This is a genomic window from Selenomonas ruminantium AC2024 (assembly GCF_000687995.1).
GTDB lineage: Bacteria > Bacillota > Negativicutes > Selenomonadales > Selenomonadaceae > Selenomonas_A > Selenomonas_A ruminantium_B.
In genome coordinates, this window is sequence record NZ_JIAC01000001.1 from 414,356 (window position 1) to 440,745 (window position 26,390).

25 protein-coding genes and 1 tRNA gene are annotated in these 26,390 nt (G+C 52.2%); 4 read left to right on the top strand and 22 right to left on the bottom strand.

The window, feature by feature from the left end; translation table 11 throughout:
* Positions 1-7 precede the first annotated feature (7 nt).
* Together P157_RS0101915 and P157_RS0101920 are read right to left on the bottom strand one after the other, a co-directional pair.
* Complete coding sequence (locus P157_RS0101915) at positions 8-1,915, bottom strand: nickel-dependent hydrogenase large subunit (RefSeq protein ID WP_026759524.1); 1,908 nt, start codon at positions 1,913-1,915, stop codon at positions 8-10.
* A gap of 16 nt (positions 1,916-1,931) precedes the next feature.
* Positions 1,932-3,008, bottom strand: a complete 1,077-nt coding sequence (locus tag P157_RS0101920) for a hydrogenase small subunit (RefSeq protein ID WP_026759525.1) — start codon at positions 3,006-3,008, stop codon at positions 1,932-1,934.
* 398 nt (positions 3,009-3,406) lie between these two features.
* On the opposite strand from P157_RS0101920, the gene P157_RS0101925 reads away from it, so the two are divergent.
* Both P157_RS0101925 and P157_RS0101930 read left to right on the top strand, forming a co-directional pair.
* A tRNA-Ala gene (locus P157_RS0101925) sits at positions 3,407-3,482 on the top strand.
* Between the two features lie 65 nt (positions 3,483-3,547).
* Positions 3,548-4,885: an MFS transporter gene (locus P157_RS0101930; protein WP_026759526.1), complete on the top strand. Its 1,338-nt coding sequence runs from the start codon at positions 3,548-3,550 to the stop codon at positions 4,883-4,885.
* Between the two features lie 626 nt (positions 4,886-5,511).
* Here P157_RS0101930 and P157_RS0101935 read toward each other — a convergent pair.
* The 4 genes from P157_RS0101935 to P157_RS0101950 are packed head-to-tail and all read right to left on the bottom strand — an operon-like array spanning position 5,512 to position 9,208.
* Positions 5,512-5,991: an NUDIX hydrolase gene (locus P157_RS0101935; protein ID WP_037368462.1), complete on the bottom strand. Its 480-nt coding sequence runs from the start codon at positions 5,989-5,991 to the stop codon at positions 5,512-5,514.
* A gap of 18 nt (positions 5,992-6,009) precedes the next feature.
* Entirely contained in the window at positions 6,010-6,831 is an 822-nt protein-coding gene (larE, locus tag P157_RS0101940) for an ATP-dependent sacrificial sulfur transferase LarE (protein ID WP_026759528.1), read from the bottom strand.
* The gene (locus tag P157_RS0101945) at positions 6,828-7,886 is read right to left on the bottom strand and encodes an FAD:protein FMN transferase (RefSeq protein WP_037368072.1); all 1,059 of its coding nucleotides are present in this window, start codon (positions 7,884-7,886) and stop codon (positions 6,828-6,830) included. The genes larE and P157_RS0101945 overlap by 4 nt, the downstream gene beginning before the upstream one ends.
* A 20-nt stretch (positions 7,887-7,906) precedes the next feature.
* Positions 7,907-9,208, bottom strand: a complete 1,302-nt coding sequence (locus tag P157_RS0101950; RefSeq protein ID WP_026759530.1) for a dicarboxylate/amino acid:cation symporter — start codon at positions 9,206-9,208, stop codon at positions 7,907-7,909.
* Positions 9,209-9,448: 240 nt separating this feature from the next.
* Between P157_RS0101950 and P157_RS0101955 the strand changes: the two genes are divergently transcribed.
* A complete protein-coding gene (locus P157_RS0101955; RefSeq protein ID WP_230578426.1) occupies positions 9,449-9,724 on the top strand; it encodes a hypothetical protein in 276 nt (91 codons plus the stop codon).
* Between the two features lie 97 nt (positions 9,725-9,821).
* Here P157_RS0101955 and manZ read toward each other — a convergent pair whose 3' ends face one another.
* The 8 genes from manZ to P157_RS0101995 all read right to left on the bottom strand — a co-directional run bounded on the left by manZ (position 9,822) and on the right by P157_RS0101995 (position 16,884).
* Positions 9,822-10,646: a PTS mannose transporter subunit IID gene (gene manZ / locus P157_RS0101960; RefSeq protein WP_026759532.1), complete on the bottom strand. Its 825-nt coding sequence runs from the start codon at positions 10,644-10,646 to the stop codon at positions 9,822-9,824.
* Between the two features lie 15 nt (positions 10,647-10,661).
* Positions 10,662-11,459: a PTS mannose/fructose/sorbose transporter subunit IIC gene (locus P157_RS0101965; RefSeq protein ID WP_026759533.1), complete on the bottom strand. Its 798-nt coding sequence runs from the start codon at positions 11,457-11,459 to the stop codon at positions 10,662-10,664.
* 44 nt (positions 11,460-11,503) lie between these two features.
* Complete coding sequence (locus P157_RS0101970; protein ID WP_026759534.1) at positions 11,504-11,995, bottom strand: PTS system mannose/fructose/N-acetylgalactosamine-transporter subunit IIB; 492 nt, start codon at positions 11,993-11,995, stop codon at positions 11,504-11,506.
* Between the two features lie 239 nt (positions 11,996-12,234).
* Positions 12,235-13,701 carry a 6-phospho-beta-glucosidase gene (locus P157_RS0101975; RefSeq protein ID WP_026759535.1) on the bottom strand — a complete coding sequence of 489 codons (1,467 nt, stop codon included), beginning with the start codon at positions 13,699-13,701 and terminating at the stop codon, positions 12,235-12,237.
* Between the two features lie 15 nt (positions 13,702-13,716).
* Positions 13,717-14,067, bottom strand: a complete 351-nt coding sequence (locus P157_RS0101980; RefSeq protein ID WP_026759536.1) for a PTS lactose/cellobiose transporter subunit IIA — start codon at positions 14,065-14,067, stop codon at positions 13,717-13,719.
* Positions 14,068-14,085: 18 nt separating this feature from the next.
* Positions 14,086-14,385: a PTS sugar transporter subunit IIB gene (locus P157_RS0101985; protein ID WP_026759537.1), complete on the bottom strand. Its 300-nt coding sequence runs from the start codon at positions 14,383-14,385 to the stop codon at positions 14,086-14,088.
* A 22-nt stretch (positions 14,386-14,407) separates the two neighbouring features.
* Entirely contained in the window at positions 14,408-15,754 is a 1,347-nt protein-coding gene (locus P157_RS0101990; RefSeq protein WP_026759538.1) for a PTS sugar transporter subunit IIC, read from the bottom strand.
* A 260-nt stretch (positions 15,755-16,014) separates the two neighbouring features.
* A complete protein-coding gene (locus tag P157_RS0101995; RefSeq protein ID WP_080695363.1) occupies positions 16,015-16,884 on the bottom strand; it encodes a MurR/RpiR family transcriptional regulator in 870 nt (289 codons plus the stop codon).
* Between the two features lie 196 nt (positions 16,885-17,080).
* Between P157_RS0101995 and P157_RS0102000 the strand changes: the two genes are divergently transcribed.
* A complete protein-coding gene (locus P157_RS0102000) occupies positions 17,081-17,413 on the top strand; it encodes a PTS lactose/cellobiose transporter subunit IIA (protein ID WP_026759540.1) in 333 nt (110 codons plus the stop codon).
* A 65-nt stretch (positions 17,414-17,478) separates the two neighbouring features.
* Here P157_RS0102000 and P157_RS14755 read toward each other — a convergent pair whose 3' ends face one another.
* The 8 genes from P157_RS14755 to P157_RS0102040 all read right to left on the bottom strand — a co-directional run bounded on the left by P157_RS14755 (position 17,479) and on the right by P157_RS0102040 (position 26,211).
* Complete coding sequence (locus P157_RS14755) at positions 17,479-17,976, bottom strand: HMA2 domain-containing protein (RefSeq protein ID WP_051598450.1); 498 nt, start codon at positions 17,974-17,976, stop codon at positions 17,479-17,481.
* Between the two features lie 18 nt (positions 17,977-17,994).
* On the bottom strand, positions 17,995-20,112 hold the full coding sequence (locus P157_RS0102010; protein WP_026759541.1) for a heavy metal translocating P-type ATPase: 2,118 nt from the start codon (positions 20,110-20,112) through the stop codon (positions 17,995-17,997).
* Positions 20,109-20,765, bottom strand: coding sequence for an HMA2 domain-containing protein (locus P157_RS0102015; protein WP_026759542.1), 657 nt, complete (start codon positions 20,763-20,765; stop codon positions 20,109-20,111). The genes P157_RS0102010 and P157_RS0102015 overlap by 4 nt, the downstream gene beginning before the upstream one ends.
* 3 nt (positions 20,766-20,768) lie before the next feature.
* Positions 20,769-21,068, bottom strand: a complete 300-nt coding sequence (locus tag P157_RS0102020; protein ID WP_026759543.1) for an HMA2 domain-containing protein — start codon at positions 21,066-21,068, stop codon at positions 20,769-20,771.
* Between the two features lie 85 nt (positions 21,069-21,153).
* Positions 21,154-21,363 (bottom strand): hypothetical protein, encoded by a 210-nt coding sequence (locus tag P157_RS0102025; protein ID WP_014423389.1) that lies wholly within the window; start codon positions 21,361-21,363, stop codon positions 21,154-21,156.
* 249 nt (positions 21,364-21,612) lie between these two features.
* The gene (locus P157_RS0102030) at positions 21,613-24,669 is read right to left on the bottom strand and encodes an efflux RND transporter permease subunit (protein ID WP_026759544.1); all 3,057 of its coding nucleotides are present in this window, start codon (positions 24,667-24,669) and stop codon (positions 21,613-21,615) included.
* Entirely contained in the window at positions 24,669-25,742 is a 1,074-nt protein-coding gene (locus P157_RS0102035) for an efflux RND transporter periplasmic adaptor subunit (RefSeq protein WP_074672094.1), read from the bottom strand. The genes P157_RS0102030 and P157_RS0102035 overlap by 1 nt, the downstream gene beginning before the upstream one ends.
* Entirely contained in the window at positions 25,729-26,211 is a 483-nt protein-coding gene (locus P157_RS0102040; RefSeq protein ID WP_026759546.1) for a MarR family winged helix-turn-helix transcriptional regulator, read from the bottom strand. Before P157_RS0102040 ends, P157_RS0102035 begins: the two co-directional genes overlap by 14 nt.
* Positions 26,212-26,390: the final 179 nt, after the last annotated feature.

Consider the following 26,390-nt stretch of genomic DNA (forward strand, 5'->3'; position numbering starts at 1 on the left):
CTGCAGATTACTTGTCCACCCGCGTACCAGAGTACGGGTCCGTGGTGATGACGTTAATCTTTTCACCCTTGGCATTGAACATATGCGTTGCGCAAGCCATGCAGGGGTCAAAGGAACGAATAACCTTCACGATTTCCAGCGGTTTGTCCGGAATCTTCACCTGCGTATCCTTCATGGCCATTTCGTATGCACCATTGCCGCCCTCATCATCACGCGGGCAGGCATTCCAAGTGGTCGGAACGATACACTGATAGTTGTCCGTCTTGCCATCCTTAATGGTAATGTAATGGGACAAAGCGCCGCGCGGTGCTTCGTAGAGGCCAACACCTTTGCATTCTTTCGGCCAGGTGCTGATTTCCCATTTATCAGAGTTGGCAACCTTGGTATCACCAGTTTTGAGGTTGGCAATGAGCTTATCGAAGAAGAACTTGTTGATTTCGGCAGCCAGCTGGCAGTCGAGCGCACGGGCAGCCGTGCGGCCAACCATCGTCGGCAGCCATACTTCCGGAGCCAGGCCCAGAACCTTGGATACTGCATCGAGCTGGTCAAGCATCATCTTTTCTGCCCAGGTCATATCCGGCAGCAGGCCTTTCTTAGCCTTGGTGTAGATGATGATGTAGCGGGCCAGCGGGCCAACTTCACAGAGTTTGCCCTTCCATTTCGGCGTTTTCAGCCAGGAATATTTGCCGCTTTCATTGAGCGCCTTCCAATCCGTTTCCGTGCCCTCTTTAGGACCGGTGAACTTAGGTGCAGTAACGCCTTCCCAAGGATGACGGTCTTTCTTCCCGGCAGGATACTCATACCAAGCGTGGTCAACGCTTTCCGTAATATTTTCCGTCGTAACATCTTCTGCCGTTACCTCCGAGAACTTAGCTGCTGCGAGCCCCTTGCCGAAGTCTTCAACTACACCGTTGCAGCGGATTAAGAGGTTCTTGAAGAAACCGCCATCGCTGGTACCCGTGTAGCTTTCAATCGGATATGCACCATAACCCAATACGCAGGTCTTGGCCATACCGCCGCCATCAACGCGGCCAGCTTTCACATAAGCCGAACCGATTGCCAAAAGGTCAGGCAGATAGTAGTTGTTCACGAGACTTCTGCCCATATTGATGGCTCTGTCCACGATTTCCAGACGGGCCGTGTTGACCGGTGCATTGCCGTCTTCCAGAGAAATGGAGCAGGGCATGCCGCCAACCACATAATGCGGATGCGGGTTCTTGCCGCCGAAGATAACGTGCGGCGTAACCAGTTCACGCTGCTTGTCCAGCATTTCAAGATAATGTGCTACAGCCAACAGATGAACTTCAGGCGGCAGCAGCTTGTAATCGGGATGATCCCACCAGTTGGCGGAGAAGATACCGAGCTGACCGCTTTCGACGATAGCTTTTACCTTGTTCTTAATCTGCTCAAAATACTGCGGCGTAGCTGCCGGGAAATCATGCTCATAGGCTTCCGTTACGGAAGTGTCCGGAGCACGGAACGGCAGTTTGTAGGTATTGAGCAGCGTATTCTGCAGATTAGCCGTAGCAATGGCATCAGCAGCCAGTGCTTCTACCGGGCTAACCCAGTCCAGTGCATGGAGATGATAGAAATGCACGATATGGTCCTGCACCGTCAGCGTAGCCGCCATGATGTTGCGAATATAGTTGGCATTCTTCGGAATCGTGATGCCCAGAGCATCCTCTACGGCGCGCACAGACCCCAAGGCATGTGCCGTGGTGCAAACACCGCAAATACGCTGAATATAAGCCCATGCGTCACGAGGGTCACGGTCTTTCATCACCAGTTCCAGACCACGCCAGGCGGTACCGGAGGAAACAGCGTCTGTGACTTTCCCCGTTGCTTCATCAACCTGTACCTCAACACGAAGATGTCCTTCAATGCGGGTTACCGGATCTACTACTACATGTTTCATTTATTCACCTGCTCCCTTATTCCTCATTATGTTCTTCCGCTTCGCGTTTCTGCTTCTGCACGACGCTCATTGCGCCATGAACAGCTACGCCGGCAGCCGTACCAACAGCCATTGCGGCACCAATCTTATCCACATTTCCGAGAGGACCATACTCCGGCATACGGGTGGTCATGGGGTCCTCGTCCCAGAAATGCGCATTGGAGCAGCCAATGCAGGGAGCACCGGACTGAATCGGATAGCTCATGCCCTGGAACCAGCGCAGGTTGCCGCAGGAGTTGTAAGTCTCGGGGCCGCGGCAGCCCAGTTTGTAGAGGCACCAGCCAGCCTTTGCACCTTCATCATCAAAGTGCTCGGCAAACATCCCAGCATCAAAGAAGGGACGGCGATAGCAGGTATCGTGGATGCGGTTGCCATAGAACTGCTTGGGACGGCCCTCATTATCAAGAGGCGGCACCGTGCCGAACAGAGCAACGTGCATAACCACGCCCGTCATAACTTCCGGAATCGGGGGGCAGCCCGGTACATTGATTACCGGAGTCTTGCCTGCGAAATGGGCAATGCCCGCAGAACCCGTGGGGTTCGGTTTAGCAGCCTGAATACCGCCGGATACGGCGCAGGTGCCGTACGCAATGACGGCGGCCGCATTGTGCGCAGCATGCTGCAGGGTCTCGATGAAAGGCTTGCCGCCGGACATGCAGTAAACACCATTGTCCTTCGTGCAGACAGCACCTTCCACGCACAAGATGTACTGACCCTTGTACTTGTTAATGGTTTCTTCCAAGTGTGCCTCGAAGGGCTCGCCACTGGCAGCACTCAAAAGATGGTCATACTCCAGCGCAATCTGGCTCAGCACCAAATCCGATGCCAATGGTGCACCGGAACGGATGAAGGATTCATCACACCCCGTGCATTCATGCCCGTGAATCCAGACTACAACCGGCAAAGGCTTCTTTTCGGCAGCTTCCACCACCCTGGACACCTGGTCCGTGCTGAGTCCCATCAGGGAAGTCAGCGCTACGCAAGCTTTCACAAAGCTGCGGCGGCTCATGCCTTTTCTGAGATATACATCCCACATACTCTCCCGTTTGTCCACTTTTTTACCTCCTCTTGATTATCCTTGCAATAATTGCCACAGAAAATTCCACCGCTGGCTCATTTGCGGTTTCATAAAGAAAATCTATTAGCGAACAGTCTTATTATACGCTGAAAAAATACAAAATGCTATATCTATAAATGCATTTATTCACCATAAATTAACTTTATTTTCGCCAGGCAATAAAGCAAGAATATCCTTTGATAAACAGGACTAATAACGCCCATTTTCCATAGATATCCATGTTCACCATTTTCGCCAAACCCCTGCTTTTTTCCTGCTACGAAAAAACATTTTAAGCCTAAATAAAAACGAAATTATCCTGTTCATCTTGCAAAACAATAGAAAACGCGGTATACTTCTAATTGGTTGCTGATGAAGCATAATCCACATTAATTGGGGACATAGCTCAGCTGGGAGAGCACCAGGTTCGCAATCTGGGGGTCGAGGGTTCAAGCCCCTTTGTCTCCACCAATTTTGAAATAACAAAGCCTTCCTCAGGGGAGGTTTTTTTCTTGTATATACGAGGAGAATAAAACATGGAGCGCCGCGTACTTTTCACCATTATGCTCACATCTTTCCTTACCCCTTTTACAGGCAGTGCCTTGAATCTGGCTCTGCCTTCTTTGGGTGCAGAATTTGGCGCTTCGCCAGCGTCCTTAGGCTGGGTGCTGGGCAGTTTTCTGCTGGCGGCCATTGTCGTGCTGCTGCCTTTTGGGAAACTTGCCGACCGCTATGGAAAACGGCGATTTTTCATCATGGGTAACGGGATTTTTGCCCTGACTTCTTTGGCAGCTTGTTTTGCCCCGAACCTGCCTCTGCTGATTGCCGCCCGCGCAGCCCAGGGCATCGGTTCTGCCATGACCTTTGCCACCTCCATGTCCATCCTGACGCTGGTAATCCCCAAGGAGCGCCGTGGTTGGGCCATGGGCTGGAATGTGGCAGTTGTTTACACCGGCCTCACCTTAGGGCCTGCCGCCGGTGGTTTTCTCAACTACTATTACGGCTGGCAAAGCATCTTCGTGGTGCTCTCCCTCCTTGGCGGCATCGCCTTTCTGGCCGCCCGCCATTTCCTGCAGGAAGAATGGTACGAGGACAGCAGCCCCCAATGGGACAAAAAAGGCGCCGTCCTTTACGGCGGCGCTATTCTCCTCGTCATCTACAGTCTGTCCCAACTGCTTGCTGAACCACTGGCCCCCGCGCTTTTATGCGCAGGCCTGCTGCTGTTTGCTGTGTTCATTCGCTATGAACGGCACACGAAAAATCCACTTCTGCCGGTAAGTCTGCTGTTTACCAACCGGCCTTTTTCCCTTTCCTGTCTGGCGGCACTGCTCAACTACTGTGCCACCTTTGCCACCAGTTTATTGCTATCGCTCTATCTGCAGTCAATTCTGGGACTGACCTCGCGCAGCGCGGGACTTATCCTGCTGGCCCAGCCCATCATCATGGCCAGCCTTTCCCCCTTGATGGGCAAGCTGTCGGATAAATACTCACCCACAAAGCTTGCCGCCTTGGGCATGGCAGTCATCACCATCGGCTTAGGCGGTTTTGCCCTGACGGTTCACAATCTCTCCCTGTATCTGCTCATCCCCATGCTCATCATCACCGGCACCGGCTTCGCCCTATTTGCCGCCCCCAACAACAACGCCATCATGAGTTCCGTTGAGAAAAAACACTACAGCCTCGCCGCCAGTCTGCTGAGCACAACCCGCCTGTTTGGTCAGGTACTCAGCGTTGCCATCATGAATTTAATCCTGTCCCTCCAATGGGCAGATTGCGCCCCACGCGAAATTCTCTTACAAAACCTGCAAATCGCCCTGCTCTGCTTCGCCCTCTTCTCCGCAGCAGGCGTAATACCCGCAAAAGCACGAAAATAAGGACTGCGAAATTGCAGTTTGTTGGTTAGTACGTGCTGAAATATTTTTGTTACAGCTCAGTTTGGGTGGAGGTGGTAATACTTTTCGCCGTTGCACTGAATGACCCACAAGCAAATTTATGGGCTTTTTAGTTACCTGCGCCGGGCAAGACCGGCGGCGCGTATGTTCATATCAGTGTTTAGTTTATACCGTTTGTGGGCCAGTCCTCACTTCGTTCGGACAGTCGTTCCACGGCGAAAAGCATCACCACCTCCGCCCTAAGCGGCGTCCGCATAAAATGTATTTTTCCTCGATGATAAGCAACAAGTACATCGATGTTCTTGTTACGGGAGCAACGAGTTCGTGGCAATTGCCTCATCCGCAACTTGGGGCGAATGAGGGAGTGATTTTTCTGTAGGGAGCGACTGCCTGAACGCAGTGAAGGCCGGCCCCATGTAGGACGCTGCCAAGCAAATACGCTGAAAGCTGCGCCGTTGGCCTGCCCGGCGCGAGTAACTGGACAGCACTATTTTGTGAAGGGGTCGTTTAGCGGAAAACAGAAAAATTACTCCCTCGTTCGCCCCTGACAACGTATGAACGGGATATCTTTCCCACGAACTAAACAGCCCGTTAATGCTGTTTTTTATTTATTCCAATATATTTTTGCCATCCAGTACGGCTTCTACCAGGGCCTCCCCCACATACCGAAGTTTCAGCGAAAAATGGGGGCGCTGCTCCTCCAGCAGGTGGAAGAATATCTTATCCCCTTCCCAGAGGGGCAGCTCATAGACCTTTTCCTTGTCTATCCATTCCAGCGTTCCCTCGTTGCACTCGCCGATTTCTCCCTCATAAGCCGAGGCCGTGTAGAGGAACATATATTCGGTCTGCCATTTGTCGGACATAAAGGTGATAATGCCCCGCTGTTTATACTCCGTAAGCGTCAGACCGGTTTCTTCCCGTGCCTCCCGCAGCAGACATTCCTCCGGGGATTCATCCGCCTCGAAATGGCCGCCAATCCCCACCCATTTATCCTTATTGATATCATGCGCCTTTTTTACCCGGTGCATCATCAGATACCGGCCATCCTTTTCAATATAACAAAGGGTAGTCAAATTACTTTTCGGCATATTCTCGCCTTCCATCCTTCACCGTCTTATGGTTTCGTTCAGGCTTCCCTGACGGTATCCCTGTAAATCCATGGTCACATAGGCAAAGCCCAGTTCCTTTAACTTCTTCACCACATCGTTGCACAAATCCGCGTCTGTCAAACGGGCCATATCCTCATGAACCAGTTCCAGACGAGCCAGATTTTCGTGACTGCGCACCCGGACATTATGGAAGCCCCGCTTTTGCAGATAGGCTTCGGCCTGTTCTATGCGCTTCAATTTATCAGCCGTTATCTTTTCCCGATAGGGAATGCGGGAGGCCAAGCAGGCCGAGGCAGGCTTTTGCGCGCAGGCCAGCCCCAGTTCGGCCGCATAGGCACGAATGTCCGCTTTGGTAAAGCCGGCTTCCTGCAGCGGGCTGATGATCCCCAGTTCCCGCAGAGCCCTCCGGCCCGGCCGGTAATCATGCCAGTCGTCCACATTGCCGCCATCGAGCAGGTGAACAAAACCTGCCTGCCCGGCTAACTTCCGCAGGCGGTTAAAAATCAGCCGCTTGCAGTAATAACAGCGGTCCGGCGGATTATTGCGCACATCCTTCATCCGGATTAAATCCAGTTTTGTCACCTGCTGGCGCAGCCCTTCCTGCTCACAAAAAGCCCGGGCCGCAGCAATCTCACTTGCTGGCATCAGCGCACTTTCCGCCGTCAGAGCCAATATCTGCTCATTGCTCATAACCTGCTGCGCAGCCTTTAACAGCACCGTCGAATCCACACCTGCAGAAAAAGCTACGGCCACCCGGCCGTAGCTTCTCAGCAGGAAATGAAGTTTATCGACTTTTGACTGTAAATCCTTGTCCATCATTGTAACTCTCCACTTCCTTGCCAGAATTGAAACTCCTCTGACACGTTTTCCATTTCCGCTGCCATATTACCCGTTGTCCAAAGCTGATAGCGGCCATCCACCACGGCGCCTTCCACCCCCCGTGGCAGAGTCTGCAAAAAGCGGGTTCCTTGCTCCGGCCCCAGGACAAAAACCGCCGTGGTCAGCAGGTCCGTCAGCATACCGCCATCCGGCACGGATGCATCCGCCAAAATGGTGACGCTCATGGCACCGGATTGAGCAGGACGGCCGGTACGGGGGTCGATAATATGGTGATAGCGAACACCGCCGGCCTCAAAGAATCGCTCATAATCCCCGGAGGTAGACAGAGCCGCATCCTGCAGGGACAGCACCGCCATCTTCTGCTGGGCATCATCCTTGCGGGGATGGCGCAGGCCAATTCGCCAGGACTTCCCTTCTTTATTCAGCCCCAGCCCATACATGGAACTAGCACCCAAATTAATCAGACCGTCCTTAATGCCGTATTTTGCATAAATCTGCCGCACTTCGTCCACTGCAAAGCCCTTGGCAATACCGCCTAAGTCCACCCCCATGCCCTTCTCCTGCAAGCGGGCACTATGAGTTTCTTCATTGAGCTCCAGCTTCTGCCAGCCCACCAGTTTTTGAGCTGCCATCAGCTCCTGCGGGGAAGGCACTTTTGCATGGTCGGTGCCAATCCCCCACAAATCCACCAAGGGTTTCGTGGTCACATCAAAGGCCCCGTTGGTTTTTGCTGCATAAGTCTGGGCAAAGGCCAGCATCTTGTAAACCTCCGGATGCAGGCTCACCCAATGGCCAGACCCTGCGTATTGCGCCAGTTTGCACACATCGCTGTCGGGCACATTCGGATTGACCATGCCATCAATATTTTTCAGCCGGGCCATGCTTTCATCAATAGCGGCTTTGGCATCAGCTCCATCAGCAGTGAGGGTGACCGCCGTATCCAAAACGATATCGCTTTTTTGCACCTGCTGTTCCCCACAGCCGGCACACAAACACAAGCATACCAGCAGGAGCACCGCATACAGCTTCTTCATGTCAGGCATCTTCCTTCAGCTTATGATTGGATACTCGGGCTGGGTTCCAGTTCCCGAGCCAAATCATGATTTGTCATGGCGCAGACGCTGGCATCTGACCAGACATTCTCCGCTGTCTCTATCATATCAATAATGGTGTAAATAGGCAAGATGACCCCCATCAGGCCGATCGGCGCACCCAGAGAACTCATCAAAGACAGCGTGAGGAAATAGCAGCCCATCGGCACACCGGCATTGCCGATAGCAGCCAGTACGGCGATAAATACCCAGGCAATCATGGTGCCGAGCGTCAGTTCAAAACCGGCATTCTGCATCACAAACAAGGAAGTCACCAGAATGAAGGCTGCACAGCCATTCATGTTGATAGTGGTGCAGATAGGCAGAACGAAGCGGGATACCTTGGGATTTACCTTTAGATTCTGTTCAGCCGTGGCCAGCGTCACCGGCAGGGTTCCGGCAGAACTTTTGGTAAAGAGCGCCACAGCCACAGCCGGAGACATCTTACGGAACACATCGAGCGGATTAAGCCCCCGTAGCAGCAAGAACAGCGGAATGACGATAAACATCTGAATGAGATTGCCGCCCATAACAACAGCTACATACTGACTCAATGCGCCGACGATTACGCCCGCTTCAATCTGGGCAGACAGCTGACCGGCAAAGGCCAGAATCCCCACCGGCAGTGCCCACAAAATGGCGCGAATCAAAGTGAAGAGCAGTTCCTGCAAACCATGCAGGCCCTTCAGCAGCACTTCCCGATTTTCCGTCTTGGGCATAAAGGCCAGCCCCAAACCAACGGAGGCGGCAATCAGCATCACCGACAGTACATTACCAGCCAGGAACGGCTGCAATACATTATTGGGAATCACCGAGAGAATATGGTCATAGTAGGTGAGCTTGCCTACCTTGTCCATAGGCACAGCAGAAGCTCCAGCCCCTACGATTTCTGCCGGCAGATTGCCTGGTGAAATCCACAGATACAGTCCCAAGCCAACTGCAGCAGCCGCCAGCGTAGTCAGGAAAGTATAACTCACCGCATGGGCAAAGATACGGCCGGTTTCCCGCTGGCCGCCCAATGCCGCCAGCGTGGTAATCACCGCCAAAGCGATGGTGGGCACGGCAATAAACTGGAACAGTCGGGTAAACACCGTGGCGATAAAGTTAAACAGTTCATTCAGCGGGGCAATCCCTAAGAAGCCTAAAAAACCGCCTGCAATCAGCGCGCCGAACCATAGCACAAGCTGCTTGCGGCTGGCCTTGGGATTGTGGGCCCGCAGGGCTTCTTCCCTGGCTTCCGCCACGGATTTCTTTTCTTCTGCCATAATAATTCCTTCTTTCCATTTGTAAATTTATTATAAAACCTAGTAAATTAATATGTTAACACTTTAGCACATATTATAAATAAGTCAAGCTAAATCTGTATCTTTTTCTACATTATATACCATTCTCGCAACAAAATAAAATTTGCAAATTGTCTGGTAATTGCAGGATAATCCACCGGTCAGGGAGAATAGATATGTATAATTACCCTGATTCACCTGCATTGACAAGGATGTGATACGATGAACATGAAACTGCACGGAGATAAGATTGCTTATTTTTTCATTGCCTTTGCGTTATATCTGCTGATTCGGGCCTTTTCGACCCATTTGACCATGCCGCTGACCAACGTACTGCTCTATGTATCCATAGCCTCCTCCCTGCTGGCCAGCAACGTGCCCCGGGTACTGGATATTCCCCTGCACTATGCCTATCCCGTGAAGTGCGTGGAATACTTCACCTTCGGGGTTTCCATCGTCTGCTTTATCGCCTTGTGCTTAAGACATATGTGGATTTGAAATACAAGCACCTAAAAAGCTCCGCGAAACTCGCGGAGCTTTTTTCGGGAATGAATATAATAATGGAATGTGTATGTAGACTACTACTGGACTTATCTTAGGCGAAAAGACCAACAGCGTAGCCAGCAATGCCAAGGGCGAAGAGGCCCAGGATGATAATCAGCGGATTAACACCTTTCTTTAAGAGATACATGCAGGCAAAGGTCATGAGCATGGGCACGATGCCAGGCATCAGGCTGTCGAGCAGGCTCTGAACCGTGGTAACGACCTGTTCACCCTGGCTGTTCGTATAGGAGGACAGCACCATGGGCATGTTGACCGTGGTCCATTTTGCTACGAGAGCACCCATAACCAAGAGACCGAGTACAGAGGAACCTTCGGTGAGGTAGCGCATGCGGTTGCCGCCTACTTCGTTTACGAGTTCCGTACCTTTATCATAGCCGTACATTACGCCGTACCAGTTGGTCAGAAGGCGAATGACGTTGAATGCCACGAAGAAAATCAGCGGGCCGACGATGCTGCCCGTCAGAGCAACACCAGCACCGAGAGCTGCGAGGACCGGACGGAGCGTGCCCCAGAAAATCGGGTCACCAACACCAGCCAGAGGACCAATCAGACCTACTTTAACGCCGGACAGGGTGTCCTCACCGATATCGGCGCCGTTAGCCTTCTTTTCTTCCATGGCGGCAATGATACCCATAATCGGGGTTGCCAGGAACGGCTGGGTGTTGAAGAATTCGAGGTGACGTTTCAGAGAACGCTTGTATTCTTCCGGGTCATCTTTGTAGAGCTTCTTGAGTGCCGGAATCAGGGACACGCAGAAGCCGATAGCCTGCATACGCTCGAAGTTGAAGGAGCCGAGCAGGAAGTTGGAACGGATAAAAATCGATACGAGATCGCCTTTAGTGAGCTGTTTTTCCATGAGTCGAACCTCCCCTTACATCAAATCGGAATCATCAATGCTGTCGAGCGGGTCACCAGAGCCGCCAGCAGCTGCGCCATTCAGTTCACGCTGCAGGCCACGGATGTGGAAGTAAGCAGCGATAAGACCGATAGCACCGAAACCGATGAGGTTGACGTTGGTGAACACAGCGATGAGGAAGCCGAGGAAGAAGTACGGCATGAGGGACTTGGCGTTCATCATGTTGATAACCATTGCATAACCTACAACTACGATGAAACCACCGGATACCTGCAGACCGCGGGTGATAACTTCCGGAATGGAAGCCAGCATAGCGTTAACGGTGTCCGTACCAGCAACAGCAGCAACGACAGCAGCCGGAACAGCTACGCGAATACCCTGCAGCAGCAGACCGCCGATATGGCACATTTCAATGCCGAAAGCATTGCCTTCGAGAGCGAATTTATCAGCCAGATGCTGGAAGAATACGGTAATCGTACGAACGAAGATGGTGAGAACCTGACCAGCAGCGGCAAGAGGTACGGCAAGCGCGATACCAGCGCCGATGGACTGATGACCAACGATTACAAGGATTGCAGATACTACAGAAGCCAGAGCCGCATCCGGTGCCATAGCTGCACCAACGTTCATCCAGCCCAGAGCCAGCATTTCCAGAGTACCACCTAAGATAATACCGGTTGTCATATCACCTAATACAAGACCGACCAACGTGCAGGCCACCAGCGGACGATGGAACTGTGCTTCGTCGAGCACACTCCCCATACCGGCAATGGCTGCCACAACGATGAGCAAAATAAATTGTACACTCGTCATAATTTCATTTCCCCCTAACGAATTCTCTAAGATTCCCTAACGAATCATGCAAGACCTTTTGCCTTCAAAGCCGACATCAAATCCCCTTTCGGCTCGCTGGCAAGTTTGCGGATTTCCACTTCGATGCCCATTTCCTGCAGTTCGAGCAGTGCTTTGACATCATCCGGATTTACCGCTACAGCGCTGGAAATCAGCGTATCGCCGTCTTTGTAAGTCATGCCGCCCAGGTTTACGGACTTGAAGGGAATACCGCCCTTCACTGCACGAACCACATCAGCCGGCTTCGTGAACAGGAACAAGGTCTTAAATGCATCATACTTCGGATTCTTATAAGCTTCGCAGGCCTTCTCCACAGGCACAACGTAAGCTTTAATTCCCGGCGGCGCAACCTGCAGCAAGAGTTTCTTGCGCATGTCATCCTTAGCTACTTCATCACTGCAGCACATGATGCGGTTGCAGCCCGTAACCTTGGTCCAAACTGTTGCCACCTGACCATGAATCAGACGGTCATCAATACGGCAAAATGCGATTTCCATAATTCATTCCCCTTTCGGAATTTCTCCTGCACGATTTTCCCCAATCGGTGCAAGATAGTTAAGCTTTGTTTTTTTCTGACAATAAGAATTATAATATCAAACTCGACCAAAGTCAGCTGAACTCTGTCACAACTTCATAAATAATCGTATGACATTTGTCATATTTTCATAATAAAAAAGACTGCTGCACTTGTTAACGTGCAGCAGTCTGTACTCACTAAGGGATATTTTCAATTCACTTAAAAGGAGGCTGCTTTGGGCAGTTCCTCTTCATCAAGGCTGAGGTCTTCGCCATTGCTCTCAATGACCTTCTTATACCAGTAGAAGGATTTCTTACGGGCACGATTAAGGGTGCCGTTGCCTTCGTTATCCTTATCCACATAGATAAAGCCATAGCGTTTCTCCATTTCGCCGGTACCAGCAGATACCAGGTCAATGGGGCCCCAGGGGCAATAGCCCATAAGGTCTACACCGTCTTCTTCCACAGCCTTCTTCATCTCAGCGATATGGGCCTGGAAGTAGGCAATGCGGGCATCATCTTCGATAAGGCCGTCAGCATTGGGCGTCTCATGGAGGCCAATGCCGTTTTCCACAATCATCAGCGGCAGTTCATAGCGCTCCTGCAGAACATTCAGCATATAGCGCAGTCCAACAGGGTCAATGGGCCAGCCCCAATCGGATTCCTCGATATAGGGGTTCTTGACCCCGTCGAAGAAACCGCCCTGCAGATTCTTCTTGCGGCTGTCCACAGATGTGGTCGCATGGCTCATGTAGTAGCTGAACGCGTAGTAGTCCACGGTGCCTTCGGACAGAATGTCAAAATCGCCATCTTCCATCTCAATCTGATAGCCCTTGCGCTCCCATTCCTTCAGCACATAGTTGGGGTAATGGCCCCGCACCTGTACATCGCCAAAGAAGAAGCTCTTGTCCATTTCCTTCAAAGCTGCTATCTGATCCATAGGGCGGCAGGTTTCCGGATACACGGGCGTCATGGCCAGCATGCAGCCAATCTGGAAGTCCGGGTTAATCTTATGGCCTTCGATAACGGCCTTAGCCGAAGCCACGAACTCATGGTGTGCCACCTGATACATGACAGCCTTCTTGTCCTCACCCTTCTTATAGAGCACGCCGCTGTTGGTGAAGGCGGTGAATGGCACATTCAGCTCCCGCTGATTATTGATTTCGTTAAAGGTCATCCAATACTTAACCTTGTGCTTATAGCGTTCAAAGCAGACGGTGGCAAAGCGGACGAAGAAATCCACCAGCTTGCGGTTCCGCCAGCCGCCGTACTCGGTGACCAGATGGTAAGGCATTTCAAAATGCGACAGGGTGATGACCGGCTCCATGCCATACTTGTGCATTTCGTCAAAGAGGTCATCATAGAACTTCAGGCCCTCTTCGTTGGGCTCCGTCTCATCCCCTTTTGGGAAAATACGGGTCCAGGCGATGGAGGTGCGGAAGCACTTGAAGCCCATCTCGGCCAGCAGCGCAATATCTTCTTTATAGCGATGGTAGAATTCAATACCCTCATGGTTGGGATAGTTCTTGCCAGGAAGCACGCCCGGGGTGATTTCACGGGGTACCCCATGACGGCCCGCGGTCATGACATCGGCTACACTTATGCCCTTGCCGCCTTCCTGCCAACCGCCTTCGAGCTGATGAGCAGCTACTGCACCGCCCCATAAAAAACCTTTCGAAAAACTCATATTGTATCTCCTTCGTCAAGCCACTTTAGCGGCAGCTTTGTTCTGCGCTTCGAGCTTTGCAATCTTCTTGTGAACATCAATAAACTCCTGGGCGATGGTCTTAAACGCCTCGGCGCTCATCAGCTGGTCCTCGGCATGGAGAATCAACAGCGACAATGTGCTGCCGGGGCCGCCCTCGGCTTCCTGCTGCAAGAGGCCTGCATGAGCGTTGTGTCCCTCCACGAACACTTCGTCCCCCTCTTTAATCAGGGATTCTGCCTCTGCAAAGTTTCCTTCCTTGGCCTGCTGAATGGCCTCAATATAGGAACTGCGGGCCGTGCCTACAGAAGAGATAATCTGAAATGCAGTGAGTTCTAAACCTTCCATTTACGCATCCTCCCCTGCTCAAGCAATCAGCTTTTTAGCTGCTTCCAACACGCCCTTGCCATCCATGCGGCCATAGAGCTTCATGTCGATGGCTTCCACGGGAATGCCCGGGCAGGCAGACTGCACTTTGGCCTTGGCAAAACGCACCTGGGGGCCAAGCAGAATTACATCGGCATCGGAAGCCTTGTCCTTTGCTTCAGCAGTAGGATAAGCGGCAATTTCACATTCAAAACTCTCAGATGCAGCCGCTTCCTGCATTTTCTTGACCAGCATGCTGGTGGACATACCTGCGGCACAGAGAAGAATGATTTTTTTCATAATTATGCACTCCTTTTATATCTCAATGGTTCAGTACGGGCGTACCCTCTTCTTCATGTTCATGTTCCTCAGCTTCGCTCTGCTCTTCCTTATAGAACGCATTATCCTGCGCCTTCACAAAGGGGAAGTAAATGGCAGTAGCTGCAGCTAGGCCTGCAATCTGTACGACTGCCCCCTGCCAGCCATTCATGAGGAAACCGGCAATGATGGGCGGCGTAGTCCAGGGCACCTGGATGGCGCTGAAGGGAGCCATGAAGCCAACGGCAATGGCACCATAGGCAATCAGCATAACAGCCAGCTGCGCCAGGCAGAACGGAACAATCATGTACGGATTGAACACGATGGGAAGACCGAAGATGATGGGTTCGTTGATGTTGAAGAGACCGGGGACCGTGCCCAGGCGGGTGATGGTTTTCATCTGCTGGGAACGTGCCACCAGATAGCTGGCAATCAAGAGGCCGAAGGTTGCACCGCAGCCACCGGGTTTCATCAACGTATCGGTAATCTGAATGGTGAGGATATGTGCATCCGGGTTACCCAAGAGGCTCATACCGGCATCGAGGATTTTCTGGTTGTCCAGAGAGTTGGCAATCATCAGCGGATTGAGAATGCCGCCGACCACGTTGGGGCCATGAATACCGGCCCAGAAGAGAACGGTCATCAGCATGGAGAATACCGTGCCGCCCACGATGGTATCCGAAAGACCCTGCAGCGGCGTCTGAATTACCGCGAAGATAAGTTCCGGCAAAGTCGTATTGCCGATGAAGTGGCAAAGACCGAATACAACCGCAGCGGTCGTAAAGAGGATGACGCCAGGAGTCAGAGCCTCAAAGGCGCGGGCCACACCGCCGGGAACTGCAGCCGGCATCTTGATGCCAATGTGGTTCTTCTCACACCAGCAGCAGACAACGGAAGTGAAGAAGGCCACCATAATGGCCGTGATAACACCGTTACTGCCGGCCCAAAGTTTTGGCATGACGTTTTCCGCCAGAGCGCCGCCGTCCACAGCAACGCTGGCAGGCATGATGATGACGAACATGGCCAGAGCCAGGATGGAAGCCATAATAGCGTCACAGCCTTCAGCCTCTACATATTTGTAGGTGATGGCCAGAACCGCGATAAATCCTAAGATATTAAAGGTACCACCAGCTACGGCATTCAGCGGGTCCGTCCAATGTGGGCCGAACATGCTGGCCATCAGCTCGGGATAACCCGGGATAGGCAGATTTGCAATCAACAGGAACAAGGAGCCGCAAATGGTGAAAGGGGTGGTCATGATAAAACCGTCCCGCAAGGCGGCTACCGCTTTGTACTCGGCGAAGCGAGCCATGAATTCGACAAACTTATCGAACATCTCTTGTTTCGTCATGAGGTAAAGCCTCTCTTTCTCAAATGAACTAATCCTAAAGCTAAAATTATGATTTCCTGTATCCCCTGCGCGCGTTGGAACTGTTCTTCACATTTCCCGGGGATTTTCCTCCTTGGTACGTTCCTAATATAGCATGGTAATTCCGTCTGTTCAAGAGATTCAGACAGTTCTGGAATGTCGTTTCAAAAGAAATAAAAAAATCCGAAACAAGATTAAACAATGTTTCGGAAAATGGTTTCTATATTGTTTTTATCGTACTTTTACCAGAGCCTGTCCTTGGCATCAGAACGGCCGATTGCGCCTTCGTAAAGGTCGTAGAATTCCTCAATCGCCTGAAAATGCTTGGACAGAATGATGCCCACCAGCACGTCCATGTAGTAACGCACCCCCACGCTGAAGATATTGCCGCCGCAGTCCAGATATTCCAAAGTATTGGCCACGTAGAGGAACTCATCACAGATGCGGGAAAGGGGCGTATCCTTGTTACAGGTCAGCAGCGCCGTGGGTACATGGCACTCCCGCAGAATTTTCGCCGTGCGCAGGAGGCGCTTGTTCTCCCCGGAACGGCTGATGAGAATGGCGAAGTGACTCTTGTCCGAAATCAACGCCTGAGAAAACTGACTGTTCATGGAGTTATGCGCTACAGCCGTCTGCTTCACCTGCAGCAGGTTGTAAACGGCAGTTTCCGCCAGTGAATAGTTCTGGTCATAGGCATAGATGTCAATGACAGCCGCCTTTTCCATGAGATTGGCTATGCGTTCGAGCTGCGCCATATCCATCTCGTTCTTTGTTTCCTCGATGGCCTCTATCTCAATGGCTGCCATCTTCCGCACAATATCCCTTACGGAGTCCTTATCCGTGATGGGACGGCTGATCATGGCCGAAATGTCATGGTCAGCAGAGGAACGGCTCATCTCGCTCATAAAACGTATCTTAAACTCATTATAACCTTTGAGCCCCAGCTTCTGGCAAAGCCGGAACACGGCCGCGGGGCTGGTGAAGGTACGATCTGCCAGTTCCCGGATGGAAATGGTCGCAATTTCCTGCGGATTTTTCGTGATATAGTCAATGACGGATTGTTCCGTAGGCGAGAAACGCTCCGCCTCCTGCATGGCTTTTAATAGTCGCATGGGGCCTCCTTAGTCTGCTTACTGAACACCTTGAACACAAAATTTATTATAACGCTATCAAATTAATTTTTCTATAGAATTTTCCACCACCAAAGAATGTATACAGGCAGGATTTTCTCAGTCAAACGCTAATTATGTATAGAGGATGATGGCGGAAATACTGCCATCGCCAACAAGAGGAAAGGAGGTTTTTTCTGTGGAAGATTTAGAACTGATCGCGTTTAAGATTATTTCCGGTGTGGGGGCCGCCCGCAGCTCCTATATCGAAGCCATTCAGGCCGCCAAAGCCGGTGACTATGACCGGGCAGAAAAGCTCATCGCCCAGGGCGATGAAAGTTTCGTCGAGGGCCATGATGCCCATACGGGGCTTTTAACCCGTGAAGCCAACGATGGTCAAGGCAGCAGCGTCACCCTGCTGATTCTCCATGCCGAGGACCAGCTCATGAGCGCCGAGGCCTTCAAAATCATTGCTCAGGAATTTATCGCAGCCCATAAACGCATTGACCAGTTGGAAGCAAAATTAAAATAATATGACGTAAAACAGCCCCCTGGCACATTTCCATCTGCCAGGGGGCTTGCTTTATGTCATTAGGGTTACAGCCGTTCTGCCGCCAATTCTGCAATCTTATCTTCCAGTACGGCAAGTTTCGGCTTTTGTCGAAGCTGTGCTATATCATAGGTGATAAGCAGGGAACCGGTCAGCGGATTGATAGCGGCAGTCTGCACGCCTGTGAAGGATTTTACATATTCCTCCAGGGGCTGCTGCCATTCGGGATAAGCTGCCAGCAGACTGCTGCGCAGGCGCACACGGCCCGGTACATAGGAATCCACCTGAAAGCTGTTCACCAGCACCTGCACGGGAGTAAGCTGTGCATGAATATCCGCTTTGACCGTCAGGCAGCAGTTTTTGAGTCTGCCCGCATCAGCCTGCATCTTCTTATGATGCTGCCAGCCATGCCAAAAGGACAGCGCCGCCCAGGCAACACCGAAGCCGGCGTGAAGATTCTTGCCGGCGAACAGGGTTGCCAGCGTGCCCACCGAAGCCATCGTCATGGGCAGGCCCAAGGGTAAATTTTTCCAGTCGTTCTGCATGATTATCCCCCTTTTCTATCAGGCTGCCCGGCGGTTGCTGCGGGCAAAGAAACCAGACTTATTGCTGTTCAAAATACGGCAGCTGTTAAGCACGACAGCCAAAGTTGCCGTATTGTGAATCACGGCCGCCCACAGCGGGCTGATTTTGCCCAACGCGCCTAAAAGCATAGCCGAGGAATTGACCAGAATGGTCGCCATGAAGTTCTGATGCACCAAATCCATGGTGCGGCGGCCAAGCTGCAGAGTTTCAATCAGACGTTCCGGGTCTTCGGAGTGGATGGTCACAGCCGAGGATTCCGCGGCAATATCCGTCTGCCGCCCGCCCAGAGATACACCGACATCGGAGAAAGCCAATGCTGGCGCATCGTTAATACCATCGCCGACCATCATGACCGTACCACGCTGCTTGAGCTTGTTGACATAATGGCTCTTGTCCTCCGGCAGGATTTCGGCATGATAGGAGTCAATATCCATATTGTGGGCAACTTCGGCGGCTACCGCCTTGCTGTCGCCCGTGAGCATGACGATTTCATCCACACCATGACGGCGCATCTGATTCAGCGTCTTTTTCATCTTCGGACGGATGGGATCTTCGATACCGATAACGCCGATAAGGTCCTTATCACGGGCTACATAGAGAAGATTCTTGAAGGCCAGGCCATCCGCCAGCCCCTGCGTATCTTCAATGCCGTTTTCCCGCAGGAATTTCAGGCTGCCGACACGAATGAGGCCCCCCTTATACCCTTCAAAGTCAGGCACCTTGGCCTGCATACCGCGGGCCACAATGGTCTTGGAAGATGTATGCTGAGGCGAAGTCCATTCCTGCGCCTCCACGTATTTCTGAATGGCTACCGCCAGCGGATGAACGGAATGCTGCTCGGCAGAAGATGCCAAGAGAATCATTTCCTTTTCCTCTACGCCCTTGGCGGTTTTGACAAAGGCAATCTGCGGAATGCCCACCGTGAGCGTACCCGTTTTATCGAGCACGACCGTATCGGTTTCGGCCAGAGCCTCAATATAGTTGCCGCCCTTGACGAGGATACCGCGCTTGGCCGCCGCACCGATGGCCGCCGACATGGCCGTAGCCGTGGACAATTTGAGCCCGCAGGAGAAGTCGATAAACAAGAGGTTCAACACACGCTGCCAATCACGGGTAGCACCATAGACAATACCTGCGCCGATAAAGGAAACTGGCACGAGGAAATTGGCCATCTTGTCGGCAAAGTTCTGCACCGGAGCCTTGCGGTTCTGGGCTTCTTCCACCAGATGGACGATATGGGCCAGCGACGTGTCCTTACCGACCTTTTCGACCTTGATAACCAGTTCACCGGCCTCAACCACACTGCCGGCATAGACAGGCGAATCCGTATGCTTCATGGCAGGATTGGACTCACCGGTAATGGATGCCTGATTGACTGCGGCATCGCCGCTGATTACCCGGCCGTCCACAACGATTTTTTCACCGGTATGGGCCGCGATGGTATCGCCAACCTTGACCTGTTCCACAGGAACTTTGCGCTCGACCTCGCCTTCCACCAGCCATACATAACGCTGGTCAAGAGAAAGCAGGCCCGAGATATGCGTACGGGCCTTTTCAGCCGCATAGCTTGTGAGCATTTCTGCACCGTTGGACAGCGCCAAAAGTGTCAGGCTGGATTCGGGCTTGCCCGCCAGCACTGAGGCGATAACGGCCGTAGCCGTCAGGGTATCGGCATTGGGCTGATGGTCTTTGACCACGCCGCTCACGCCGTTTTGGATAAACTTCCGGGCAATGCCCAGCACCAGCAGGCTGCGCAAAATCTTCGAGCCCACAAAAAGCTGCGGCGAAGTGCGCTTTAAGACTTCCATCGCCGCAAAGCCCGCCAGGGAAATCACGGCATCCCGGCGGTATTCGGCCAGCCGTTCAGAGGGCGTAATGGCCGCTTCCTGCAGGCGTTTTACGGTTTCAATCAGCATTTTTTGAATTTCCTGCAGCTGATAAGCCGTCATCTGTCGTTTATACCAGATATGCACCTTGCATTCATCCACCGTCACCGCAATAATATTGCGGTTGCGGCGGATTTTAGCGGCCAGCTTTGCCCGTTCTTCACGGTTGAGCGCTGCCTGCAGGTGAAAATAACAATTTCCGTACATCATACGGTACGCCACCCTCTTATTAAGGTCACGGCCCACCAGAGCATCTGGGAGCCTGATGGATACTGCTTAGTAAGCATCATCTTTCTAAGACCACGGAGCAGGAACAATAGCGAAGCCAAAGAGCTCATATCGAACCAACCGCAGGTATGGTCCTTAATCCACTGGCTGAATGCCCGCGCCGTATTGCGAATGCTGCGCGTGATGCTGCCTGCATGGGCTTCAGAGCTTGCCATAGCCGCCATCTTGCCAAAGCCATGGCTGATTTTAGCGGCCACACCGCCGAAGAACTTACGTTCCAGCCACTGTGCCAACTGTTCGACATCGGCCTCATAGGCCTCATCGAATACCAGCAGGATGCTGCCGCTGACGGGATTTGCCTGTACACTTTTCACATAATTGAGCTTAACAAGCTGTTCTTCCAAAAGCTTTGCCAGTTCCGGCGAAAGCTTGCTCACGCGATAACGGCGGCGTCCAGGCAGGCTCGACACCAGCTTAAAGGACGGCGCCGGGCAGACTGCTGCTGCCACCGTGCGCTTTACCTTGCGCAAAGGCATGGCTGCGCTACCCATCTTAGGTGCACCGCCACCTGCTACCATCTGGCGAATGCTCTTGCCAATAGCCGCCCCCATCATAAAACCTGATACATAAGACATTCGTTATTTCCTCCTCGCATGCGTCATAATATACTCCTCCACCTTGCGCAGTTCTGCGTTGCGGCGAAGTCTTTCCGGCTCATAAAGGATTAATATGGAACCCGATGTGGTGTTGGTCTGCACACTGTCAATCTCGCCAAAAGCCAACAGCTGACTTTCGACTTCTGCTGCCAAACCGGCATTGCCGATGAGATTATTGCTATACAAACGCACCCGTCCGGGCAGATAGGACGAGATATCCACAGAACGGATAAATAAATCCAACTTATTGGTGGGGATTTGGATGTTTCCCAGCAAACTCAAAACAATTTCCTCCCTGTTGACAAGAAAAGACTGCCGCAAACGTCAAGAGCGGCAGTCTCCTTTCTCGTCAAAAACGATTTATAACTTATTTAGCCTTTTTCGCTTCCTGAGCTGCGATCAAATCTTCGAGCTCTTCCTTCTGGCGCTGCAGTTCAGCAACCGGAAGTTCAGCAGCGGGAGCAGCCTGCTGCATAGCAGCCAGCTGAGCTTCACGCTCCTGCATGAAACGATAGCCAAAAATACCAGCAACAGCACCTACAGCCAGACCAATCCAAAAGTCAGTTTTCTGGAACATCGAATCCATCCTCCTTAACATAAAACAACATATAAACAGGGATTATCCCCGCCTATTTCTTTATTGGGCATCCTGTTTCCCCATTCTGCCATTGGAGAACAAAATCGATAATGTAGAAATATTATCAATTTCAAGCTAAATCATAGCAGAATTGAGATTTTTTGTCAATGCAGGAATTCCCCTCTACACCTTATTATAAAAGGCATAAAGGGGAATTGTCAATTAATTCTATACAATCAATAGTAATTATTAATCACACTTGTCCTCACTGGGTACCCTATAGGCTACAGCATACATGGTTGGCAGCACCAAAAGCGTCAGGATTGTAGCCACCAACAGGCCGCTGGCAATGGCTACTGCCATAGGCCCCCAGAATTTGCTGACCATCAATGGCAGCATACCTAAGATAGCCGCAGCCGCCGTCAGCATAATGGGACGGAAACGGAGAATGGCCGAATCCACCACTGCATCATAGGGGCTTTCTCCTTCGGCAAGGTGTTTCTTTATCTGGTCGATAAGGATTACCGAGTTGCGGATAATCATGCCGAAAAGTGCCAGGATTCCCAGTTCAGCCACAAAGCCCATGGCCGAGTCTGTCAGAAGCATGCCCCAGACCACGCCGATAAGCCCCAAGGGAGCCGTCAGCAGGGTAAGCAGCATCTGTTTGCCACTGTCTAACTGGAACATCAAGAGGGTCATGATGACAAAGAGCATGGCCGGCACAGGCGCCAACAAATGCTGGGATGCCGTGTGGCTGTCCTCCAAGGCTCCGGCAGGTTCAATGCTGCAGCCGAAGGGCAAATCCTCCCGCAGCTCGCGCGTAGCCTCATAGGCCTTTTTCGTGGCATCATTGGCGGTACCGCTATGAACTTCGGCCTGCACCGTCACCGTCGGCATCAGATTGCGCCGCTTCACCAGGCCGTCTTCTGCGCCATAGGAAATCTTGGCAATCTGTTCCAGCGGCACATAACCGGCACTGCCCAAATAGACGGGCAAGCTGCCCAATTTGCCCAAATCTTCCCGGTCGGCTACGGAAAGCCGCAGGGTGATGTCCAGTGTTCGGTCTCCATTGTAGAACTGTGCCGCTTTGGCACCAGTGACCTCAGTGTAAATCATCTGCTTCACCGCCTGGGCACTCAAGCCCAAACTTTTGAGCTTATCCTGGTCGAGTTCCAGTTTCACCACTTTGCTCTTGGCGTTCCAATCCAGATGCACGTTGTAGTTGTTGCTATCAGCAGCCACAATCTGTTCCACCTTGTGAGCGATAGTTTTTGCCTGCTCGGGACTGTATCCGCGCACCCGCAGCATCACCGGATAATCCGTCGGCGGCCCGGTCTGAATATACTGCAGCTTGGCCCGCACATCCGAAAACTCCTCGTTAAAGGCCTGCTGCAAGTCTTTGGCCAAGGCCTCACGTGCTTTGACATCCTTGGTCACAATCACAAAGTTGGTGACATTATCCGCATCTGCCTTGGGGTCAACCGTCAGCACGAAGCGGGGAGCATACCGACCTACATAGTAGGAATAACTTTCCAGCAAATCCTCATGCTGCTGGAGGAATTGCGACATGCGGTCAGCCACCTGCTGGGAGGCCTCCATGGAAGCTCCGTCCGGCAGTTTCAGTTCCATCAGCACTTCCGGCCGTGTGGAAGTCGGGAAAAATTCCTGCCGGATATGTGGCATCATCACCAGCGACAGGACAAAGAGTACCACCGTACCCACCAGCACCAACCGGCGATGACTCAGGAAGAAGCACAGTACCTTACGGAACTCCACATAAAACCGACTCTGATAGGGATTGATTTCCCCAGCGGAATCCACCTTGGGCTTCGCCTTAATCATATAGGTACCCAGAAGCGGAGCCACCATAACCGACACAATCCAGGAAAGCACCAGGGCTATGCCGATAACCGGAAACAAGGCACTGCAGAATTCGCTGGCCATGCCCTCGGAAAAGGCCACGGGAATGAAGCCAGCACAGGTAATCAGCGTACCGGTAAGCATGGGCTTAGCTGTGGCCTTAAAGGCGAAGCAGGCCGCATCAAAACGGTTCATCCCCGCTTCCAGTTTCACGCTCATCATTTCCACGGCGATAATGGCATCATCTACCAGAAGGCCCAATGCGATAATCAAGGCACCCAGGGACACCTTATGGAAATCAATGCCCAGAATATACATGCAGATAAAGACGCCGCAGAGCACGAGCGGTATGCAGCAGGCTACAACCATGCCGGTGCGCCAGCCCAAAGACAGGAAACTTACGGCCAGTACGATAACAATAGCTTCGAGCAGTGTCTTGATAAACTCGTTGATGGAATCACGCACCACATCTGACTGATTCGCCACCTGCTGGATTTCCACGCCGGCAGGAACTTCTGCCTGTATAGCCTTTATCTGTTTTTTGAGGTTGTCGCCCAAATCCAAAATATTGCCGCCGTCCTCCATGGACACAGCAATACCAATGGCAGGCTGGCCGTTAAAGAACATCTTGTTTCCCGCGGGGTCACTGGCCTTACGGGTTACCTTGGCGATATCCCCCAGTCGGAAGTTGCGACCGCCCGCGCTGATAGGCGTTTCGGCAATGGCGTTTACATCTTCATACTGACCGGACAGTCGCAGATAGACATTGGACGAATCCGTGTCCACCATAGCTGCTGCCGTCATTTCATTCTGTGTCTTTAAGGCATTTGAAATCACCTGCGGACTGATTCCCAGCTCCGAAAGCTTCATGGTATCCAGTTCCACATAGATTTTTTCCTTCTGCTCGCCAATCAGCTCCACCTTCTGGACGCTGGGCACATTCAGCAGCATGCGGCGGGTCTTTTCTGCGTACTGGCGCAGTTCTTCGTAACTGTATCCTTCACCGGTCACAGCATAGATGGTGCCGAACACATCATCAAAACGGTCGTTGTAATAAGGGCCATAGACACCTTCCGGCAAATCCTTCCTGATGTCCTCACAGAAATTACGCACATCCCGCCAGGTGGGGCGGATATCATCCTTGGCAATGGCATCATCCAATTCCACATAGATAACCGTCTGCCCCGCGCGGTTTTCACTCTTGATATTCTTCAGATGTGGCGTATCCTGCAGGCGCTTCTCCAGCTTGTCTGTAACCTGCTCCTCCATCTCCTGCGCCGTAGCTCCGGGCCAGGCCGCCGTCACCACCATCTGACGAATGGTGAAGTTCGGGTCCTCCATACGCCCCAGCTGAAAGTAGGACAGGACACCGCCAATGGCGGTGACGATGATAAAATACCACACCAAGGTGCGGTTCTTTAAGCTGACTTCCGTAAGATTCCGCATCAGTCCGCCTCCGTCCGTACCGTCTGCCCCTCGTGCAGCTTATGGACACCAGCCGTAACAATCAAATCCGTGGCATTAAGGCCCGTAACGAGCACCTTGTCATCCCCCAGATTTTCTACGGTTACAGCCTTGGCCGTGAGCTTGTTATCTTCGTCCACTACCCAGACCTGCGGCGTATCCCCATCCTGGAAAATAGCGGCCAGCGGAAGTACAGCACCTTCCGCGCCAGCATTATCGGCTCCCTTAATGGAGACGTTAGCTGTCATGCCCAGCTGCATACCCTCCGGCGGTTCCGGAATGGCCACCCGGACTTTATAGGTGCGGGCAGTTGGATCTGCCATGGGCGAAATCTCCCGGATAGTGCCATCAGCCCGGCCCTTTAACGCCCAGAAATTCACCGAAACCGGCATGCCCAGAGTCAGTTCACTGACCTTGTTTTCCGGCACAGAGATTTCCACTTCCATTTCGCCGGTCTGTACCAGTGTCAGCACCGTCTGCCCGGCGGCCACGACCTGACCTTCCTCTGCCGAGATAGAGGACACTACGCCGTTAGCTCCGGCAGTAAGGTTGGTATATCCCAAAGAGTTATGACCCTGCTTCTGCTGCGCCAATGCACTTCTATAAGCCGCAAACGCCGCATCATAATTCGTCTGATACTGGTCAAGCGTGGCACGGGATATCGCATTTTCCTGATAGAGCTGGGTATAACGCTCCAGATTCTTCTCCGCTAACGAGAGCTGCGCCCTTGCTGAAGCCAGCTGAGCATCGCCCTGATTGGCCTGCTGCACCACATCACGGGCATCGATGACCATGAGCACATCCCCGGCCCGTACCCGGCTGCCGGCCTGTACGTTCCGGGCCAGAATCTGTCCCCCTACCTGAAAGGACATATTGGTTTCATGACGCCCCTTCACCGTACCGGAATAGCTGCCACTTTCCGCACTTGCCCCCAAACCTGCCTGCTGGGTCTTAACCAGCATCGGCTTATCCTGGGCCGCTTCTTTATGACCGCAGCCGCTGAACAGAACCGTCACCGCCAGCAGAGCTGCCGCGCCAAACTTAAAGTTTATCACGAACAGCGCCCCCTGTCGGCAAATGCTTGACCAGTTCTACCAAGTCCGCATCACAGGCTCTGTCCACCAACTTATGGAAACCGTTGAACAGCTCCTTGATTTCCTTCTTATCCATATCTGCCACCAGATAATCCACCCAGCCCTGAATGACATTGCGCAGATATTCATGCTGCTGACGGCCGTAATCCGTCAGATAGATATGGCGGATGCGGCGGTCATTGGTATCGGCCTCCCGATAGATAAAGCCCTTGTCCACCAAAAGGTTAATCGTGCGCGTCACGACTGCCTTATCGAGATAAAGCATGGCCGCCAGCTCATCCTGTTTGGCCCCTTCATGGTCAAAAATGCGAATCAGCATGATATACTCAGAAAAAGTTAAACCGAACTTTTGGCAGGCTTCCACCACAAACAGCTGTGAACGGCGGTGCAGAATGGAAAACCAGCGCCCCCAATTTACGTATTCATCCATCAAAATTCCTCCTCAGCAAAATCCAATTTTATCGCAAAATAAACTGTATAACTGTAAGTTGATTACATCAAACAATTTTACTCTAATGACCGCCAAAAGTCAACATTCATGGCGCTTTTCTGACAATTCCCACAGGATATTATCGTTGGCAAAAAAGGAACGGCCGCGGTATAATGGAG